This window comes from Pseudonocardia petroleophila (assembly GCF_014235185.1).
GTDB classification, from domain to species: Bacteria; Actinomycetota; Actinomycetes; order Mycobacteriales; family Pseudonocardiaceae; genus Pseudonocardia; species Pseudonocardia petroleophila.
This window is the reverse complement of record NZ_CP060131.1, coordinates 491,167-508,666: the sequence shown is the minus strand read 5'-3', so window position 1 is coordinate 508,666 and position 17,500 is coordinate 491,167. Positions and strand designations below refer to the sequence as shown.

Annotated in this window: 20 protein-coding genes; 13 read left to right on the top strand and 7 right to left on the bottom strand. The window is 74.2% G+C overall.

All coding sequences use genetic code 11. The features are described from left to right. Window positions 1-12 precede the first annotated feature (12 nt). A complete protein-coding gene (locus H6H00_RS02490; RefSeq protein ID WP_185719762.1) occupies window positions 13-2,010 on the bottom strand; it encodes an ATP-dependent DNA helicase in 1,998 nt (665 codons plus the stop codon). A 403-nt stretch (window positions 2,011-2,413) separates the two neighbouring features. Here H6H00_RS02490 and H6H00_RS02485 point away from each other — a divergent pair, with 403 nt between their 5' ends. Continuing rightward, complete coding sequence (locus H6H00_RS02485) at window positions 2,414-3,289, top strand: thioesterase family protein (protein WP_185719761.1); 876 nt, start codon at window positions 2,414-2,416, stop codon at window positions 3,287-3,289. On the opposite strand, the gene H6H00_RS02480 is transcribed toward H6H00_RS02485, so the two are convergent. Continuing rightward, window positions 3,286-3,831 (bottom strand): isochorismatase family protein, encoded by a 546-nt coding sequence (locus H6H00_RS02480; RefSeq protein ID WP_185719760.1) that lies wholly within the window; start codon window positions 3,829-3,831, stop codon window positions 3,286-3,288. The two genes, H6H00_RS02485 and H6H00_RS02480, sit on opposite strands and share 4 nt — an antisense overlap. Continuing rightward, on the bottom strand, window positions 3,828-5,123 hold the full coding sequence (locus H6H00_RS02475) for a nicotinate phosphoribosyltransferase (protein ID WP_185719759.1): 1,296 nt from the start codon (window positions 5,121-5,123) through the stop codon (window positions 3,828-3,830). The genes H6H00_RS02480 and H6H00_RS02475 overlap by 4 nt, the downstream gene beginning before the upstream one ends. A 36-nt stretch (window positions 5,124-5,159) precedes the next feature. Here H6H00_RS02475 and clpS point away from each other — a divergent pair, with 36 nt between their 5' ends. Continuing rightward, a complete protein-coding gene (clpS, locus tag H6H00_RS02470) occupies window positions 5,160-5,459 on the top strand; it encodes an ATP-dependent Clp protease adapter ClpS (protein WP_185719758.1) in 300 nt (99 codons plus the stop codon). Next, complete coding sequence (locus H6H00_RS02465; RefSeq protein WP_185719757.1) at window positions 5,460-6,011, top strand: DUF2017 domain-containing protein; 552 nt, start codon at window positions 5,460-5,462, stop codon at window positions 6,009-6,011. It abuts the gene before it with no gap. Here the strand turns inward: H6H00_RS02465 and H6H00_RS02460 are convergent. After that, complete coding sequence (locus H6H00_RS02460; protein WP_379539895.1) at window positions 6,008-7,687, bottom strand: bifunctional metallophosphatase/5'-nucleotidase; 1,680 nt, start codon at window positions 7,685-7,687, stop codon at window positions 6,008-6,010. The two genes, H6H00_RS02465 and H6H00_RS02460, sit on opposite strands and share 4 nt — an antisense overlap. A gap of 102 nt (window positions 7,688-7,789) precedes the next feature. Between H6H00_RS02460 and H6H00_RS32750 the strand changes: the two genes are divergently transcribed. From H6H00_RS32750 to H6H00_RS02435, 4 genes are read left to right on the top strand one after another with little or no spacing between them, the layout of a single operon-like run. Continuing rightward, window positions 7,790-8,614: a GNAT family N-acetyltransferase gene (locus H6H00_RS32750; RefSeq protein WP_221775771.1), complete on the top strand. Its 825-nt coding sequence runs from the start codon at window positions 7,790-7,792 to the stop codon at window positions 8,612-8,614. Between the two features lie 9 nt (window positions 8,615-8,623). After that, window positions 8,624-9,202 (top strand): M67 family metallopeptidase, encoded by a 579-nt coding sequence (locus tag H6H00_RS02445; RefSeq protein ID WP_185719756.1) that lies wholly within the window; start codon window positions 8,624-8,626, stop codon window positions 9,200-9,202. A 43-nt stretch (window positions 9,203-9,245) separates the two neighbouring features. Further along, a complete protein-coding gene (locus H6H00_RS02440) occupies window positions 9,246-9,515 on the top strand; it encodes a MoaD/ThiS family protein (protein ID WP_185719755.1) in 270 nt (89 codons plus the stop codon). Between the two features lie 7 nt (window positions 9,516-9,522). Next, window positions 9,523-10,470 (top strand): cysteine synthase, encoded by a 948-nt coding sequence (locus H6H00_RS02435; protein ID WP_185719754.1) that lies wholly within the window; start codon window positions 9,523-9,525, stop codon window positions 10,468-10,470. A 66-nt stretch (window positions 10,471-10,536) separates the two neighbouring features. On the opposite strand, the gene H6H00_RS02430 is transcribed toward H6H00_RS02435, so the two are convergent. Continuing rightward, entirely contained in the window at window positions 10,537-10,881 is a 345-nt protein-coding gene (locus H6H00_RS02430) for a hypothetical protein (protein ID WP_185719753.1), read from the bottom strand. Between the two features lie 24 nt (window positions 10,882-10,905). Further along, a complete protein-coding gene (locus tag H6H00_RS02425) occupies window positions 10,906-12,198 on the bottom strand; it encodes an HNH endonuclease signature motif containing protein (protein WP_185719752.1) in 1,293 nt (430 codons plus the stop codon). 681 nt (window positions 12,199-12,879) lie between these two features. On the opposite strand from H6H00_RS02425, the gene H6H00_RS02420 reads away from it, so the two are divergent. Genes H6H00_RS02420 through H6H00_RS02395 form a run of 6 tightly spaced genes read left to right on the top strand, consistent with a single transcriptional unit; the run spans window position 12,880 to window position 17,001 of the window. Further along, entirely contained in the window at window positions 12,880-13,497 is a 618-nt protein-coding gene (locus tag H6H00_RS02420) for a rhomboid family intramembrane serine protease (RefSeq protein ID WP_185719751.1), read from the top strand. Between the two features lie 9 nt (window positions 13,498-13,506). After that, on the top strand, window positions 13,507-14,313 hold the full coding sequence (gene murI / locus H6H00_RS02415; RefSeq protein WP_185719750.1) for a glutamate racemase: 807 nt from the start codon (window positions 13,507-13,509) through the stop codon (window positions 14,311-14,313). Next, window positions 14,310-15,473 (top strand): MFS transporter, encoded by a 1,164-nt coding sequence (locus H6H00_RS02410; protein ID WP_221775770.1) that lies wholly within the window; start codon window positions 14,310-14,312, stop codon window positions 15,471-15,473. Before murI ends, H6H00_RS02410 begins: the two co-directional genes overlap by 4 nt. Then, window positions 15,470-15,832: a hypothetical protein gene (locus H6H00_RS02405; protein WP_185719749.1), complete on the top strand. Its 363-nt coding sequence runs from the start codon at window positions 15,470-15,472 to the stop codon at window positions 15,830-15,832. The genes H6H00_RS02410 and H6H00_RS02405 overlap by 4 nt, the downstream gene beginning before the upstream one ends. Then, complete coding sequence (locus H6H00_RS02400) at window positions 15,825-16,217, top strand: hypothetical protein (protein WP_185719748.1); 393 nt, start codon at window positions 15,825-15,827, stop codon at window positions 16,215-16,217. Before H6H00_RS02405 ends, H6H00_RS02400 begins: the two co-directional genes overlap by 8 nt. Before the next feature lie 10 nt (window positions 16,218-16,227). Then, on the top strand, window positions 16,228-17,001 hold the full coding sequence (locus H6H00_RS02395) for an MBL fold metallo-hydrolase (RefSeq protein ID WP_185719747.1): 774 nt from the start codon (window positions 16,228-16,230) through the stop codon (window positions 16,999-17,001). Here the strand turns inward: H6H00_RS02395 and H6H00_RS02390 are convergent. Next, on the bottom strand, window positions 16,998-17,474 hold the full coding sequence (locus H6H00_RS02390; RefSeq protein ID WP_185719746.1) for a DUF2231 domain-containing protein: 477 nt from the start codon (window positions 17,472-17,474) through the stop codon (window positions 16,998-17,000). The genes H6H00_RS02395 and H6H00_RS02390 overlap by 4 nt on opposite strands. Between the last annotated feature and the right edge of the window lie 26 nt (window positions 17,475-17,500).

Here is a 17,500-nt window from a genome sequence, read left to right as displayed (position 1 = left end):
CGCACCCCCGGCTCAGGCCCCGCGCAGGCGCCTGAGGGCGGCGTGGACCTTGTCGCGGTCGTCGGTCTCCCAGAACGGGGGGAGGCTCGCACGGAGGAAGCCGCCGTAGCGGGCCGTGGCGAGGCGGGAGTCGAGGATCGCGACGACGCCGCGGTCGTCCATGCCCCGCAGCAGCCGCCCGGCCCCCTGGGCCAGCAGGAGGGCGGCGTGGGTGGCGGAGACGGAGAGGAACCCGTTGCCGCCGCGGGCGTCGGTGGCGCGCTGGCGGGCGGCCACGAGGGGGTCGTCCGGCCGCGGGAACGGGATGCGGTCGATGATCACGCAGCTCAGCGACGGCCCGGGGACGTCGACGCCCTGCCACAGCGACAGCGTGCCGAACAGCGACGTCGCGTCGTCCTCGGCGAACTTCTTCACCAGCTGCATCGTGGAGTCCTCGCCCTGGCACAGCAGCGGCGTGTCCAGGCGCCCGCGCAGCGCCTCGGTGGCCTGCTTCGCCGCGCGCGTGGACGAGAACAGCCCCAGCGTGCGCCCGCCCGCGGCCGCCACCAGCCCGGCGATCTCGTCGAGCGTGGCGGGCGCGAGGCCGTCGCGCCCGGGCGGGGGCAGCCGCTTGGCGACGTAGAGGATGCCGCTCCGCGCGTGTGCGAACGGCGACCCGACGTCCATCCCGGACCACTTCGGGGCGCCCAGCTCCTCGGACGGCGCGTCCGACGGCGGGAGCCCCCACTGGCGGGCGAGCGCGTCGAAGTTGCCGCCGAGCGCCAGGGTCGCGCTGGTCAGCACCACGGTGGAGCGACCGAACAGCCGCTCCCGCAGCAGCCCGCCGACCCACAGCGGGGCCGCGCGCAGCACCTTGTGCCGGGAGCCGTCGGGCCCCTGCTCGCCCAGCCACACGACGTCGCGGCGCTTCGACGGGTCGGGCTCGGCGAACGCCTCGATCAGCCGGACGGCGACCTCGGACACCTCGTCGAGCGCGGCCAGCGCGAGCTTGCGCGCCGACGCGCCCTCGGGATCGTCCTTGCGCTCGGGGCCGAGGGACTGGCGGCACTCCCCGGCGCTGTCGCGGATCGTCGAGAGCACCCCGGACGCGGCGGGGGACAGGGCGTCCCAGCGGCCGACGGGCAGGTCGTCGAGCACCATCGCCAGGCCCTCGCCGGACTCGGCGAGCCGGTCGGCCACGGCCTGGTCGACGAGCTTGCCCAGGCGCCGCGCGGCCGTGCCGACCATGCCGGACGTCAGCTCCGCGGTGGCGACGCCGGTGACGCGGTCGACCAGCTCGTGCGCCTCGTCGACGACCACGACGTCGTGCTCGGGCAGCACCGGGCGGCCCTCCAGCGCGTCGATCGCGAGCAGGGCGTGGTTGGTGACGACGATGTCGGCCTTGCCCGCCTCGGCCTTCGCGAGCTCGGCGAAGCAGTCGTCGCCCACCGGGCACTTCGACGCGCCGACGCACTCCCGCGCCGTGACCGACACCTGCCGCCACACCGCCTCGGTGACGCCGGGGACGAGCTCGTCGCGGTCGCCCTTCTTCGTGGTGTCGGCCCACTCGTGCAGGCGCTTGACCGCGCGTCCCATGGCGGAGACGGCGAACGGGTCGAAGAGCTCGTCGGCGGGGTCGACGTCGTCGGGGCCGTGCAGCTTGTTGAGGCACAGGTAGTTGCGCCGGCCCTTGAGGATGGCGAACGTCGGGGCGCGGCCGATCAGCGGCTTCAGCGCCTTCGCGAGCCGGGGCAGGTCGCGGTCGACGAGCTGGCGCTGCAGCGCGATCGTCGCCGTCGAGATGACGACGGTGCTGTCCTTCGCGACCGCGTGGTGGATCGACGGCACGAGGTAGGCCAGCGACTTGCCGGTGCCCGTCCCGGCCTGGACGGCGAGGTGCTCGCCGCTGCTCAGGGCCTTCCGCACGGCCTGGACCATCGCGTCCTGGCCCTCCCGCCGGGTGCCCCCGACGGCCTCGACCGCGGCCTCCAGCAGCTCGGCGACACCTGGGAGGGAGGTCTTGGCCGGCACCCGCAGGAGGCTACCCGGCGGGTCGCGGGCCCGGACCGGAACCGTTCGCCGCACACCCCCCGTGACGCTCTTGTGACCCGGGGCACACACGGAGTAGAAAGATGGCACGGAACGGCGGCAGGCCAAGGCCGGATCGGTGGAGAAGATCCGTCCTCCCGGTCGCAGTTCCCGGCACGAGCACCGGGTACCCACGCGGAGCACGCCGCGAAGGCACCAGGTCGTGGGTCTGCACCGGTCGGCGACACCCGCCCTCCGGTGCCGAGACCACCCACACGGCCGACTGCGCACGCCTGGTAACCCGCTGACTCGTGTCCTCGAACGCCGCCCGTGGCCAGCACGGGCGGCGTTCGGCTGTCCGGGGCCTCCCGAGGTCACCCGGAAGGGGGACGGCACAATGGACGCAGTGACCGCCACGCAGCTGCGCCTCGAACCCGCCTCGTTCCCCGTGCTCGTCGAGCACCCGGCCCGCTACAGCGACCTCGACCCCAGCCGCCGCATCGGCCGCGACGCCCTGGTCCGCTGGTTCGAGGACGCCCGCGTCGCCGTGGAGCTCGACGCGTTCGGCGGCGACCTCGACACCCGCCTGCGCGGCGAGATGCGCCTGCTCCTGGCCGCGGTCCGCGTCGACGTCCTCGCACCGCTGCGGGTGGCCGGCCGCTACCGGATCGGCCTGGGCGTCACGCACGTCGGGACGACGTCGTTCACCTACGTCTACGCCGTGTTCGCCGGGGACGAGTGCGTGGCCACCGGCGAGTCGGTCAGCGTGCACGCCACCGCCGACGGGCCCGCCCCGCTGCCCGACGCCGTGCGCGCCGCGCTGGAGGGGCTGCGGGTGGTCGGCGACCCGTCCCCGCGCAGCGGCCGTGACCTCGTCGTCCGCGAGGCCTACCCGTTCCGCCTCGACATCCGCACCCGCTTCGGCGACATCGACACCAACCGCCACGTCAACAACGTCGCGCTGGCCGGCTGGTACCTCGACGCGCTCGCCGAGCTGCACCTCGACGTCCTCGGCTACCCGACGGGCGGCCCGCTCGACGGCCTGCAGCCCAGCTCGCTCACCGTGCAGTACCTCGCCGAGGTGCACTACCCGGGCATCCACCAGCTGCGCGTCGGCGTGCTGGAGCTCGACGAGGAGACCGTGAGCTACGCCTGCGGCCTGTTCGACGGTCCCCGCTGCATCGGCCTCGCGCAGGCCAGGGGCGCCCACCACGCGCAGGGCCTCGACGGAGGGCTCGTCGAGCTGTCGGCGGCGCTGGAGCCGTTCCGGATGCGCGGCTAGCGGATCTCCACCCCGGCCGCCCGCAGCTCGTCGAGGGCGCGGGCGGTCGAGTCCGGGGCCACCCCGGCGCACAGGTCCGTCAGCACGACGGTGGGGAACCCGGCGCGCACCGCGTCGAGCGCGGTGGCCCGGACGCAGTGGTCGGTGGCGATGCCGACCACGTCCACGCCGTCGACGCGGCGCTCCACGAGCCAGTCGCGCAGGGTCACCCCGTCCGGGTCGGCGCCCTCGAAGCCGGAGTAGGCGGCGGTGTGCTCTCCCTTGGAGAACACCGCCTGCACCGGGCCGACGTCGAGCGCGGGGTGGAACGACGCCCCCGGCGTCCCGACGCGGCAGTGCGGCGGCCAGCTGTGCACGAAGTCCGGGGTGTCGGAGAAGTGGTCGCCCGGGTCGACGTGGTGGTCGCGGGTGGCGACGACCAGCTCGTACCCGCCCATCCGCTCCGAGACCGCCGCGGCCACCGCGGCACCCCCGGCGACGGCCAGCGAGCCGCCCTCGCAGAAGTCGTTCTGCACGTCCACCACGATCAGCGCTCTCGTCACGGGAACACCGTAGGGATCGCGGGCTCGCCGCGGGAGAGCTTGAGGCCCTCCCACGGCACCGACACCAGCGCGGCCCTCAGCCGGTCGCGCGACTCGGCGAGCGTCGGCAGGTCGGGCACCGGCTCGCCGCCGCGGACCAGCGGCACCGGCAGCACGCGGTCGTGCGGGCCGACCGGGACCGGCGAGCCCGCCGCGTGCACGACCTCCTCCACCGCGGTGCCGGTCGGCTTGAACCGGCGCACCGCCGACTTCGCCCCGCCGCGCGACTCCTTCGCCGCGCTGCGCTTGGCGACCGGCCGCCCGTCGACCTCCACCAGCTTGTAGACCATCCCCGCCGTCGGCGCCCCCGACCCGGTGACGACCGACGTGCCGACGCCGTAGGAGTCGACGGGCTCGGCGCGCAGCGAGGCGATCGCGTACTCGTCGAGGTCGCCGGACAGGACGATCTTCGTGTTGACGGCGCCGAGCGCGTCGAGCTGGTCGCGGGCCTGGCGGGCCAGCTCGCCCAGGTCGCCGGAGTCGATCCGGATCGCGCCGAGCCCTGGCCCGGCGGCCTGCACGGCCAGCTCCACGCCGCGGCGGATGTCGTAGGTGTCGACGAGCAGCGTCGTGTCGGCGCCCAGCGCCTCGACCTGGCTCGCGAACGCGCCCAGCTCGTCGTCGTGCAGCAGGATCCAGGCGTGCGCGGCGGTGCCCGCGGTCGGGATGCCATGGCGGCGCCCGGCCTCCAGGTTCGACGTGGCGCCGAACCCGGCCAGGTAGGTCGCGCGGGCCGACGCCACCGCGGCCGCCTCGTGGGTGCGCCGCGACCCCATCTCGATCAGCGGGCGCCCGGCCGCGGCCGTGACCATCCGCGCGGCGGCCGAGGCCACTGCGGAGTCGTGGTTGAGGATCGACAGCGCGAGCGTCTCCAGGAGCACCGCGTCGGCGAACGTGCCGCGGACGGTGAGGATCGGCGAGCCGGGGAAGTACAGCTCGCCCTCGGGGTAGCCGTCGACGTCGCCGGTGAAGCGGTAGGCCGCCAGCCAGTCGAGCGTCGCGGCGTCGACGACGCCCTCCAGCGCGGCCAGCTCCTCGTCGCCGAAGCGGAAGCGGGTGATCGACTCCAGCAGCCGGCCCGTCCCCGCGACGACGCCGTAGCGCCGCCCGTCGGGCAGCCGGCGCGCGAAGACCTCGAACACGCAGCTGCGACCGGCCGTCCCGTCGGCCAGCGCCGCGGCCACCATCGTCAGCTCGTAGCGGTCGGTGAGCAGGGCCGTCGAGACCCCGGCCGACTGCGGAGTACCACTCATGACAGGGGAGCCTATGTCCCGTGCCACCATGGAGGCATGACGGCGCCGCTTCCCGCCCCCACCCGTCAGACCGGCACGGCGGTCGAGGAGGACGTCACCGGCGACGTCCCGTGGCAGGCGATCGTCTGGAACGACCCGGTCAACCTCATGTCCTACGTGGCCTACGTGCTGCAGAAGCTGTTCGGCTACCCCGAGCCGAAGGCCACGGCGCTGATGCTCGACGTGCACCACAAGGGCAAGGCCGCGGTGTCGTCGGGCGACAAGGACAAGATCGAGGCGGACGTGGCGAAGCTGCACGCGGCCGGGCTCTGGGCGACCATGCAGAAGGCGTCGTAGATGAACGGCTGGAAGAAGTCGGGTCGCGGGTCGAAGGTGCGGCTCGTCGCGTCGCTGGAGGCGCAGGAGGCCTCGGTGCTGCGCGGGCTCGTCGCCGAGGTGAAGCAGATGCTCGCCGGGCGCGTCGAGCAGAACCCGCCCGACGAGCTCGCGGCGATCACCGGGATCCGCACCGGCCCGTCGACGCGCCCCGACGACCGCGTCCTGGCCCGGCTGCTGCCCGACTTCACCACCGAGGACGCCGACCTCGCCGCCGGCCTGCGCTCGCTGCACGAGCCGGAGCTGATCGAGGCGAAGGACGCCGCGGCCTCCCTCGTCCTCGACACGCTGCCCGAGACGGGCGGGCGGATCGAGCTCACCGTCGACCAGGCCGACGTCTGGCTCGCCGCGCTCAACGACGTCCGCCTCGCGCTGGGCACCGCGCTCGACGTCAGCGAGGACATGCCCGACCAGCTCGACCCCGACGACCCCCGCGCGTCGCACCTGGGCGTCTACCAGTGGCTGACGTTCGTGCAGGACGCCCTCGTGCAGAGCCGGATGCAGGTCCGCTAGCCGGTGACGGTGATCCGGTCCTGGGCGGGCGGCGCCAGCGCGGGGTTGGCGCCGAGGTAGGCGAGCAGGGCGTCGAGGTCGATCTCCGCGCCGGTGAGGTCGGTGCCCTCGGCGAAGGCGGTGAAGTTGTCGCCTCCCGCGGCCAGGAAGTTGTTGACGGTGACGCGGTACGGCGCGGCCGGGTCGACCGGGACCCCGTCGACGGTGATGCCGGTGACGCGGTCCCCGACCGGCGCGGCGTTCGACCAGCCGTAGCGCAGCGTCGAGGACACCTGCAGGATCCGCGGGCTCGACTGCCCCGCCCACTGCTGCTCCAGCGCCGCGTCGAGCTGGGCCCCGGTCAGCGTGACGACCTGCAGGATGTTGCCGAACGGCTGCACCGTGAACGCCTCGCCGTAGGTGACGACGCCGTCGGGGGCGAACGGGAGGTCGGCCCGGATCCCGCCGGGGTTGGTGATCGCGACCTGGGCGCCGGCGTCGCGGGTGGCGGCGAGCTGGGCGTCGGCGATGACGTCGCCGAGCGGGGTCTCGCCCGACGGCCCGCCGGTGCGCAGCAGGTCCGCGGTGATCGTGCCCACGGGCTCGTTCGCGATCGGGGCGGCGTCGGCCACGGCCTCGTCGACGATCGCCTGCACCGCCGCGTCCGGCTCGACGTCGCGGGAGACGACCTCGTTGCGGGCGGCGGTCCGGTCGCGGACGACGTCGCCGGTGGCCGGGTCGACCACCACGTCGACGACCGACAGCAGCCGCCCGAACGACAGCCCCTGCACCACCGGGCGCGGGTTCCCGGCCGGGTCGGGCTGCGCGCAGACGTACTGCTGGTGGGTGTGCGCGGTGAACATGGCGTCGACGTCGGCGCTCACGCCCTGAGCGATCGCCGACCCCGCACCGTCGGGCTCGACCGAGCAGTCCGACGGTCCGCCGCCCGCGCCCTCGTCGCCCTGGTGCACGAGCAGCACCTGCGCGGCGACGCCCTGGGCGGTCAGCTCGGCCGAGGCGGCGTCCGCGGCGGCGATCTCGTCGCCGAAGGTCAGGCCGGCCACCGCCTCGGCGGTGACGACGGTCGGCAGCTCGCGCAGCGTCACCCCGATGACGCCGATCCGGACCCCGCCCACCTCGACGACCGTGCTCGTCGGCAGGGCCGGGGCGCCCGCGGCGTCGACGACGTTGGCGCCGAGGAACGGGAACGACGCGCCGTCGTGCCCGGGGCGGAAGACGCAGCCGTCGACGGGGTGGCAGCCGCCGTCCTGCAGGCGCCGCAGCTCGGCGAACCCCTCGTCGAACTCGTGGTTGCCGACGGTGCTCGCGGCCACCCCGAGCGCGTCGAGGACCTCGATCGTGGGCTCGTCGTGGAACAGCGCCGAGGCGACGGGGGAGGCGCCGACGTTGTCGCCCGCCGACAGCAGGACCGTGTTGGCCGCCTCGGCCCGCAGCCGGGCGACGTGCGCGGCGAGGTGGGCCGCTCCGCCCGCCTCCACGGCCGTGCCCGTGGCGTCCTCGACCTCGCCGGAGGAGCCCGACGGCGGCTCCAGGTTCCCGTGCAGGTCGTTGAACGCGACGATCCGCACCGGCACCGGTCCGCCGCCCGCGACCGGCGCTGACCCGTTCACGTTGCGCACCTCCAGCGCCACGATCCCGGCCACGACCAGCACCAGGAGCACGACGAGGGCGATCACGGCTGGACGCGGGGGCTTCCGGGTCTGCGACGGCACGGCGCGAGTATCGCGGCGTTGGGAAATCCGTGCCGACCGGAGCGGGGGCGATCTAGTTTCGGCGGTGTGAACATCGATCTGGACCCCCACCGCAACGACGGGGTGCACGTGTTCGTCACGCTCGCGCCCGGCACGGCGATCGACGTCGAGCCGGTGGCGTCGATCCTCGAGCGGGAGGGCCGGACCGTCGTGCTCCCCGAGGCCGACGCGGAGCGGCTCGGCCTGGCCGCGACCTACCGCTGCGCGTGGATCACGCTGCGCGCACACACGGCGCTCGACGGCGTCGGGCTGCTGGCCCGGGTCACGGCGGCGCTGGCGGCGCGCGGGATCAGCGTCAACCCCGTCGCCGGGTTCCACCACGACCACCTGTTCGTCCCGGTCGACCGGGCCGACGAGGCTCTCGTGGTGCTGCGCGGGCTGTCCGAGAGGTCGACCCGCGTCGTGGTCGGCGAGCACGAGACCGACGACGACCCGGCCCGCGTCGACCGCGACGTCGTGTGGACGTTCCTGTCCACCGGGGCCTACTGGCACGGGTCGCGCACCCGCGCCGAGCTCGAGGCGCAGCTCGACGCGTCGCGCAGGCAGGTCGGGGTCTACCGGCGAGACACGGGGGAGATGGTCGGCTTCGCCCGCGCCGTCACCGACGACGTGACGTTCGGCTACCTCGCCGACGTCTTCGTGCTCCCGTCCGCCCGGGGCGCCGGACTCGGCAAGGCGCTGGTCGAGGCGGTGCTCGACGGCCCGGGGCGGGTCCGCTGGGTGCTGTTCACCGACGACGCCCACGGTCTCTACAACCGGTACGGCTTCGCCGCGCCCGGCGACACCTGTCTGGTCCGCCGCCCTGTGACCGCACCCGCCGCCGGGGTGCGATCGTCCGGGAACGCCACGTAGTCTGGCGCGGTGCTGCAGATCCGCGCCGACCTCGTCGAGGAGATCATGGCGCACGCCCGTGCGGAGCACCCCCACGAGGCGTGCGGGATGATCGCGGGCGCCGAGGGCACTGAGCGGCCCGAGCGCTTCTTCCGGATGACGAACGCGGCGAAGCCGACGGGCGACGCGCTCGCCGAGGAGCGCGAGCAGGCCCACCGCGCCCTCGTGCTGGGCGAGGCGCACGCGGAGTACCAGGGCGAGCGACGCTCGTCACTGACGTACTACACGTGGGACGTCAAGGAGCGGCTGCGCGCGCAGCGCGAGATGGACGCCGCCGACGAGTGGCCGGTCGTGATCTACCACTCGCACACGCGCAGCGAGGCGTACCCGTCGCAGGTCGACATCGACGTCGCCTCCGGCCCGGCCAACGACCCGCGCATCCACTACGTGATCGTCTCGACGCGTCCCGACGCCGAGCCGCGGGTGCACGGGCACGACCTCCGGTCGTTCCGGATCGTGGACGGTGTGGTCACGGAGGAAGAAGTCGACGTCGTGGAGACTTACATGTTCGCGCACACCGGCGCGGATGACGTCCCCGACAACGGCTGACGTTCCGCCTCGACCCGTCCGTCCTCACCTGGAGAGCATTCGCATGGCCACCGTGTCCGTCCCCACCATCCTGCGCACCCACACCGACGGCGAGAAGTCCGTCGAGGCGAAGGGCAGCACCGTCGCCGAGGTGATCGCCGACCTCGACGCCAAGCACAGCGGCATCGCCGGTCGCCTGCTCAACGACGGCAAGCTGCACCGCTTCGTCAACATCTACGTCGACGACGAGGACGTCCGCTTCTCCGGTGGCCTCGACGCCCCCGTCAAGGAGAACTCGACGTTCACGATCCTCCCCGCGGTCGCGGGCGGCTGATCCTGCGATGCGGTACGACTCGCTGATCGCGGCGGTCGGGGACACGCCGCTGGTCGGGCTGCCGAACCTCTCGCCCAGCGCCGACGTGCGCCTGTGGGCGAAGCTGGAGGATCGCAACCCCACCGGCTCGATCAAGGACCGGCCCGCGCTGGCCATGATCGAGAAGGCGGAGGCCGACGGCCTGCTGACCCCCGGCTGCACGGTCCTCGAGCCGACGTCGGGCAACACCGGCATCTCGCTGGCGATGGCCTGCAAGCTCAAGGGGTACCGGCTGATCTGCGTGATGCCGGAGAACACCTCGATCGAGCGGCGCCAGCTGCTGGAGATGTACGGCGCGCGGATCATCTCCTCGCCCGCGGCGGGCGGGTCGAACCAGGCCGTCGCGATGGCCAAGGAGCTCTCGGCGGAGAACCCGAGCTGGGTGATGCTGTACCAGTACGGCAACCCCGCCAACTCCGACGCGCACTACCGGACCACCGGCCCGGAGCTGCTGCGCGACCTGCCGACGATCACGCACTTCGTCGCCGGTCTCGGCACCACCGGCACGCTGATGGGCACCGGCCGGTACCTGCGCGAGCACAAGCCCGACGTGCAGATCGTGGCCGCCGAGCCGCGCTACGGCGAGGTCGTCTACGGCCTGCGCAACATCGACGAGGGCTTCGTCCCGGAGCTCTACGACCCCGACGTGCTGACGGCCCGCTACTCCGTCGGCAGCCACGACGCCCTGCGCCGCACCCGGGAGCTGGTGGAGCGCGAGGGCATCTTCGCGGGCATCTCCACCGGCGGCATCCTGCACGCCGCACTGGCCGTCGCCGAGAAGGCGGCGGGCGCGGGCGACCGCGCCGACATCGCGCTGATCGTCTGCGACGCCGGCTGGAAGTACCTGTCGACGGGCGCCTACAGCGGTGACCTCGACGACGCCGCCGACGGCATCGAGGGCCACCTCTGGGCCTAGCCGCCCAGCACGCGGGTCGGCGGCGCCGGTGAACTCGGTGCGGGTCTCGGCGATCCCGCGTCCCGGTCAGGCGTGTGCCCGGTAGACGTGGACGTCGACGGACCGGTCGACACCCTCCCCGCCGCCCGGTACCAGCGACGCCGCGTCGGTGGTGAGGTCGGCCGGCGGCCACCCCGTCGTGGCAACCCGGCCGTCGGCCGGCTCCACGCCCGGCAGCAGCCGGTCGGACGCCGGGGCGTCCCCGAGGACTGCGTCGACCAGCCGGTGGTCGTGCGAGCCGCACGCCGGTACCGAACACGGCGGCACCGGTGAGGGCGACCGCGAGGTCCGGCCGCGTCCGAGGATCCCCGACCAGGCCAGCGCCACGCCGGCCTCGTTCCCCGGAGCGAGCTGCTCCGGTGTGGCCGCCACCGTGCCGGACTTCCGCGGTGGTCGTCAGGCGGCCCGCCCGCCCACGAGGTGGGCGGCCGTGTTCCGACGCGGGGTCTGGGTGGGGTCGATCCATCGTGGTGGGACGAACTCCGGTAGCCCGTCGCGGATCCGGACGGTCCAGTCGGTGTGGTGGATCTGGCGGTGGTGGGCCTTGCACAGCATGACTAGGTTGTTGAGTTCCGTCGGTCCCTCACGTCCCCAGTGATCCACATGGTGGACGTCGCACCAGGAGGGTGGTCGGTCGCATCCGGGGTGGGCGCATCCGCGGTCGCGGGCGGTGATGGCTTTGCGGAGTCCGTCGGGGAGGGTGCGCTTCTCGCGGCCGACGTCGAGGGGTTGGCTGTCGCCGTTCATGACGATGGGGATGACGCCGGCGTCGCAGGCCAGGGTGCGGAGGGTGGCGGGGGTGATGGTGCCGCCGAACTCGAGCATCGCCCTGCGTGCTCGGTCCTCGAGGTCTTCGAGTCGGATGGTCACGGTGAGGTGGGGTCGTCGGCCGCCGGTCTCGGGGAGGTCGTCGCTGTGGTCGAGGACGTACCCGCAGACGTCGGCGAGTGCTTCGGCCTGTCGCTGGGCCGCGGTTCGGTCGTCGTCGGCGGTGAGCGGTTTGGCCTTGGCGTCGATGACTGCGGCGATGGCGTCGTAGAGGGCGGGGTCTTCGAACCGGCCCTTGATCGACCCGCCCGCCCCGCCGCGGTGCCGGGTCAGGCGCAGCTCGTTCACCGGCGGCGGCGAGTCATCGGGTTCCGGCCCGTCCTGATCCAACCGGTCGATCAGTAGGGTGCCGAAGCTGAGCAGTTGTCCGGGCTTGGCCTGCTGGGCGTACTCAGCGAGCTGCACCTCCGCGCCGGTCCACGCTGACGTGGTGAGCCGTTCCGCCGCCCGGGTGCCCAGGACACGGTGGATCACCTCCACGTGCCGCCACCCGATCGTTCCCTCGCCGAACGCGGCGGCGGTGGCGGGCATCCGGGCCGGGAGCTGTTCCCCGCTGAGAGTGGTGCGGCCGTGGACGTCGGTGGCCGCGGAGGTGAAGGACCGCGCCTGCCGGTGGTCCCACGACAGCAGATCCGACAGAGCGCCCGCGGTGTTCGGATAACCACGGGACAGGAACGTGCCCCGGTCGTCGAGGACGGCGACTGCTGCGCTGGAGATGGCCTCGACCCGCCGGGTGACGCCTTCGCAGAGGGTCAGCAGGGAGATGAGGTCGTTCTCGGAGGCGTGGGTGGTGGCGGCGGCGAGCTCGTCGAGTGCGGCAGCGAGGTGCTGGTGCGCGTCTCGGAGGGTGTCGCCGACCATGACCCGATTCTACTAGAACGTGTGTTCGAACTGAAGCGGATCGCCGCAGCTCAGAGACCCTTCGGCGCATTGTTGCGCGGGGTTGATCGTCGCTTCGGATGAGACCTCCCCGACCTCTCTGCGGCCTGGTGGGCTGGTGCGGTCAGATCTGGGTCGCCTGGGAAGAAGTACCGGATCACGTGGTGGGGTGGGCGGCCGTCCCCGACCGACGTGCCCGGCTCTGAGCGCAGTCTTCCGGTCGGGTGGGGCGAGACGCCCGGTGGTCCCGAACCGCAACCCCACCGCCCGAACCGCAACCCCACCGCCCGAACCGCAACCCCACCGCCCGGATCGACCCGTGCCCGACCGGCTGGCGTCCTGGCCCGCAGTAGACCGGACCACGGCCGAGACCGGCACCAGGCTGTGCGTCCCAGGCACCCCGAAACGGTTTCGGGGCCATCACGTCGACCGGCAGCGACCAACCGACCGAACACCGTCGCCGAACTCACCCAGCGCCACCGGCGAACTCGCCGAGCGGCTGCCGCAAACTCGCCGGGCGCCGTCGGCACACTCGCCGGGCGGCTGCGACAAACTCGCCGGGCGCCGTCGGCGAACTCGCCGGGCGGCTGCGGCAAACTCGCCGGGTGGTGGTCGGGAGTTCGACCCACCCCCACCCCGGATCCCGTCGGTACCCTCGGATCCATGACCGCCCCCGCGCCCCGCCGCACGATCGGCCGCGTGCTGCCCGCCGCCCCCGGCCGCTCGGCGGTCACGATGCTGGTGTTCGCGGCGTTCCTCTACGCCGTGGAGGTCGCCGACGTGGTCTCCGGTCAGACGCTGCAGTACAACGGCATCGTCCCGCGCGACACCGGCGACCTCGACGGCATCCTCTGGGCCCCGCTCCTGCACGACGACTGGGCGCACCTGGCCGCCAACACGATCCCGTTCCTGGTGTTCGGGTTCCTCGCGATGGCCGGGGGGATCCGGCAGTTCGTGCTGGTCACGGCCACGATCTGGCTGCTGGGCGGGCTGGGCGTGTGGCTCACCGGCGACGACAACAGCTACCACATCGGCGCCTCCGGGCTGGTGTTCGGCTGGCTCGCGTTCCTGCTCACGCGCGGGTTCTTCGCCCGCAGCGGCCGGCAGATCGCGGTGGCGGTCGTGCTGTTCCTGGTCTGGGGCGGGGTGCTGTTCGGCGTGCTGCCCGGGCAGCCGGGGATCTCCTGGCAGGCGCACCTGTTCGGGGCGCTCGCGGGGGTGCTGGCCGCGTGGCTGGTGGCCCGCGCCGACCGACCCGAGCCGGCCCTGCCCGGGACGTAGGCTCGCGGGGTGACGCCCGACCTCGACGCCCCGATCGGCATCTTCGACTCCGGCGTCGGCGGCCTCACCGTCGCCCGCTCGGTCATCGACCAGCTGCCGGCGGAGCGCGTCGTCTACGTCGGCGACACCGCGCACGGCCCGTACGGCCCGCTCGCGATCGCCGACATCCGGCGCCACGCGCTCGCCGTCGGCGACTCGCTGATGGAGCGCGGGATCAAGGCGCTGGTGGTGGCCTGCAACACCGCGACGGCCGCCTGCCTGCCCGACATCCGGGAGCGCTACCCGGTGCCGGTGGTCGAGGTGATCCGGCCCGCCGTCCGCCGGGCGGTGGCGGCCACGCACACCGGCCGGATCGGCGTCATCGGGACGCGGGCCACGATCGCCTCGGGCGCCTACGTCGACGCGTTCACCGCTGCCCGCGACGTCGAGGTCACGGCGGTCGCGTGCCCGCGGTTCGTCGACTTCGTGGAGCGCGGCACCACCAGCGGCCGCCAGGTGCTGGGCCTCGCGCAGAGCTACCTCGAGCCGCTGCAGCGCGCCCGCGTCGACACGCTCGTCCTCGGCTGCACGCACTACCCGCTGCTCAGCGCGGTCCTGCAGATCGTCATGGGCCCGGACGTCACGCTGGTGAGCAGCGCGGAGGAGACCGCGAAGGACGTCGTGCGGGTGCTGTGGGAGGCCGGGCTCGCGCGCGAACCGGGGCCGCTCGCCGGTCCGCACGAGTTCCTCGCCACGGGCGACCCGGAGCCGTTCGCCCGGCTGGGCCGCCGCTTCCTGGGCCCCGAGGTCGGCGCCGTCGCGGCGCTGACGTCGTGATCTCGCCGCTGCGCCTGACCCTGCTCGCCGGCGGGGCGTTCGCCGTCGGCACGAGCGCGTACGTCGTCGCCGGGCTGCTCCCGGAGATCAGTGCGGAGCTGGGCGTCTCGGTCTCCGCGGCCGGCCAGCTCACCACGGCGTTCGCCCTCGCCTACGCCCTCGGCGCGCCGGTGCTCGCCACCCTCCTCGGCCGTCGCGAGCGCCGCGGGCTGCTCGTCGCCGCGCTGCTGCTCGCCGCGGTGGGCAACCTGCTCTCCGCGCTGGCGCCGAACTACGGGCTGCTGATGGTCGGGCGGGTGCTGACGGCGCTGGGGGCGGCCGCGTTCACCCCGGCCGCCACGCACGCCGCCACCCTGCTGAGCCCGCCCGAGCGGCGCGGCCGGGCGGTGTCGGCGGTGTTCACCGGCATCACGCTGTCGCTGGTGGTCGGCGTGCCCGCGGGCACCCTGATCGGCTCGGCCGTGGGGTTCCGCGGGGTGTTCGCCGTGGTCGCGGCGCTGTGCCTGGCCGGGGCGATCGGCGTCCGCACGCTGCTGCCGACGGTCGAGGCACCGGCGCCGGTCGGGCTGCGCGAGCGCCTCGCCGTGGCGGCCGACCGCCGCGTCCTGACGATCCTCGGCATCACCGTGCTCGGGCTGATGGCCGTGCTGACGGTCTACACCTACATCGCCCCGCTGCTCGCCGAGTCCGTGGGCGTCACCGGGCCGCTGCTCGGCGTGCTGCTCGTCGTCTACGGCGTCGGCGCGCTGATCGGCAACGACCTCGGCGGCCGGCTGACCGACCGCTTCGGCAGCCGCCGCCCGCTGCTCATGACCCTGCCGGTCATCACACTGGCGCTGGTGACGCTGCCGCTGACGATCACCACCGTCGTCGGGGCCGGGATCGCGATGTTCGTGCTGGGCGGCGGGTTCGTCGTCAACGCGCCGGTGCAGTCGCGGCTGATCGAGCTCGCGCCCGCCAACAGCGCGCTGGTGCTCTCGCTCAACGCCTCGGCGATCTACCTGGGGATCGGGCTGGCCGGGCTGGTCGGCGGGGGAGTCGTCGCCCTGTACGGGGTGCTGGCGCTGCCGCTCGTCGGGGCGGTGCTCTCCCTGGGCTCGCTCGGACTCCTCCTCCTGGCCCTGAGACAGGAACCCGCACCCGGTAGCGTCACCCCGTGATCGACGCGCTCGTGCTGGTCGTGGTGGTGGCGCTGGGTGCGCTCGCCGTGTACGGCCTCGTCACCACCGTGCTGAACCGCCCGCCCGACCGCTGGACCCGACTGGCCGTCGCCGGGGTCGTCGCGCTGCTCGCCGTGCAGGCGGCGATCGCGGCGGTGCGGGTGTTCTCCGGCGTCGAGCTGCCGGAGACCTCGACGTTCCTGATCTACCTCGTGGTGTCGGTGTGCGTGCTGCCGATCGCCACCCAGTTCGCCACGGCCGAGCCGACGCGCTGGGGCGGCGCCGTCGTCGCCGCGGGCGCGATCGGCACCGCGGTCGCGGTCGTCCGGCTCCAGGGGTTGTGGGACGCCGGTGCCTGAGCGCACGTCGAGCGGCTTCGGGCGCCTGCTGATCACCGTCTACGGGATCTTCGCGCTGTCGGCGACGGCCCGCGCGGGCGTGCAGATCGCCACCCGGTTCTCCGAGGCCCCGCTGCCCTACCTGCTCTCCGCGCTCGCGGGCGTCGTCTACATCCTCGCGACGGTCGGGCTCGCCCGCAGCGGGCCCGGTGCGCGTCGCCTGGCCTGGGGGGCCGTCGGGTTCGAGCTGGCCGGGGTGCTCGTCGTCGGGGCGCTGTCGGTGTTCGACGCGGGCGACTTCCCGGACGACACGGTGTGGTCGGAGTTCGGGCGGGGCTACGGCTACATCCCGCTCGTGCTGCCCCTGATCGGCCTGTGGTGGCTGCGGCGCACCCGGTCGCGTTAGCGTGACGGCCATGCGTCTGGTCGTGCTGGGCTGCTCGGGCAGCGGCCCCGGGCCGTACTCGCCCGCGTCGGGGTACCTCGTGGAGGCGGGCGACGTCCGGCTCGCCCTCGACCTCGGCAACGGCACCTTCGGCGCGCTGCAGCGCCACCTCGACCCGTGGCGCCTCGACGCCGTGGCGTTCTCCCACCTGCACCCCGACCACTGCGCCGACTTCACCGCGCTCGTCGTGCACCGCCGCTACCACCCGTTCCCGCCCGTCGACGCCGGGAGGCTGCCGGTGTTCGCCCCCCGCGAGGCGCCCGACCGCTTCGCCGCCGCCTACGCCCCCGACGCCGCCGAGCGCGCCGGCACCGACCTCACCGACGCGTTCGACTTCCGCCCGCACGTCGCCGAGACCGCGATCGGCGACGTGCTGTTGCGCACCGCGGCCGTCGACCACCCCTGCGAGGCCTACGCGCTGCGCGTCGAGCACGCCGGGCGCAGCCTCGTCTACAGCGGTGACACCGGCCCGACCGACGCCCTCGTCGAGCTCGCCCGCGGCGCCGACGTCCTGCTCTGCGAGGCCACCTGGCCGCACGTCACGTCGTCGTGGACGGAGCCGCCGCCCGGCGTGCACCTGTCCGGGCGCCAGGCGGGAGAGCACGCCGCGGCCGCGGGCGTCGGACGCCTGCTGCTCACGCACTGCCCGCCCTGGTTCGACGCCGCGGAGCTCGCGGCCGAGGCGAAGGCGGCGTTCGGCGGGCCGGTCGAGGTCGTCGCCGCCGACGCGGGCTACGCGGTCTAGGACCAGACGGCCGACGCCCCCGCGTGGCCGATCCACACCACCAGCGCGGTCACGACCACCCCGACGACCGCGGCGGCGACCGCCAGCCCGGCCGCGAGCCGGGACGCGGACGCCGGTGCGGGCCCGGCGTGGCCGCCCGCCGCCACCGGCACCCGCCGGTCGGCGAACACCACCGCGGCGAGCAGGGCGACGAACAGCACGGCCGCCGGCAGCAGGAACGACGCGCGTGCGGCGTGCTCGGCCACCAGCGGGCTGCCGCCGCCCATCGTGGACCGCAGCCGCCACCCGCTCGACGACGCCAGCGGCACCGCGACCGCCCCGGCCAGCGCCACCAGCAGCGTCGGGATCGCGAGCGCGCGCCGCCACGCCGGCAGCGCCGCGGCGGCCAGTGTGCCGACCGTCGCCAGCGGCAGCAGCACCACGACGGCGTGGACGATCAACGGGTGCAGCGGCAGACCCGCGACGGTGTACATCCGGACATCTCACACGAACGGCGGTG

Bases quoted from the DNA above. Each gene is read 5' to 3' on its own strand.
- H6H00_RS02475 (WP_185719759.1), bottom strand. From the start codon at position 5,123: ATGAGTGGTACTCCGCAGTCGGCCGGGGTCTCGACGGCCCTGCTCACC.
- clpS (WP_185719758.1), top strand. From the start codon at position 5,160: ATGACGGCGCCGCTTCCCGCCCCCACCCGTCAGACCGGCACGGCGGTC.
- H6H00_RS02465 (WP_185719757.1), top strand. From the start codon at position 5,460: ATGAACGGCTGGAAGAAGTCGGGTCGCGGGTCGAAGGTGCGGCTCGTC.
- H6H00_RS02440 (WP_185719755.1), top strand. From the start codon at position 9,246: ATGGCCACCGTGTCCGTCCCCACCATCCTGCGCACCCACACCGACGGC.
- H6H00_RS02435 (WP_185719754.1), top strand. From the start codon at position 9,523: ATGCGGTACGACTCGCTGATCGCGGCGGTCGGGGACACGCCGCTGGTC.
- H6H00_RS02425 (WP_185719752.1), bottom strand. From the start codon at position 12,198: ATGGTCGGCGACACCCTCCGAGACGCGCACCAGCACCTCGCTGCCGCA.
- H6H00_RS02420 (WP_185719751.1), top strand. From the start codon at position 12,880: ATGACCGCCCCCGCGCCCCGCCGCACGATCGGCCGCGTGCTGCCCGCC.
- H6H00_RS02395 (WP_185719747.1), top strand. From the start codon at position 16,228: ATGCGTCTGGTCGTGCTGGGCTGCTCGGGCAGCGGCCCCGGGCCGTAC.
- H6H00_RS02390 (WP_185719746.1), bottom strand. From the start codon at position 17,474: ATGTACACCGTCGCGGGTCTGCCGCTGCACCCGTTGATCGTCCACGCC.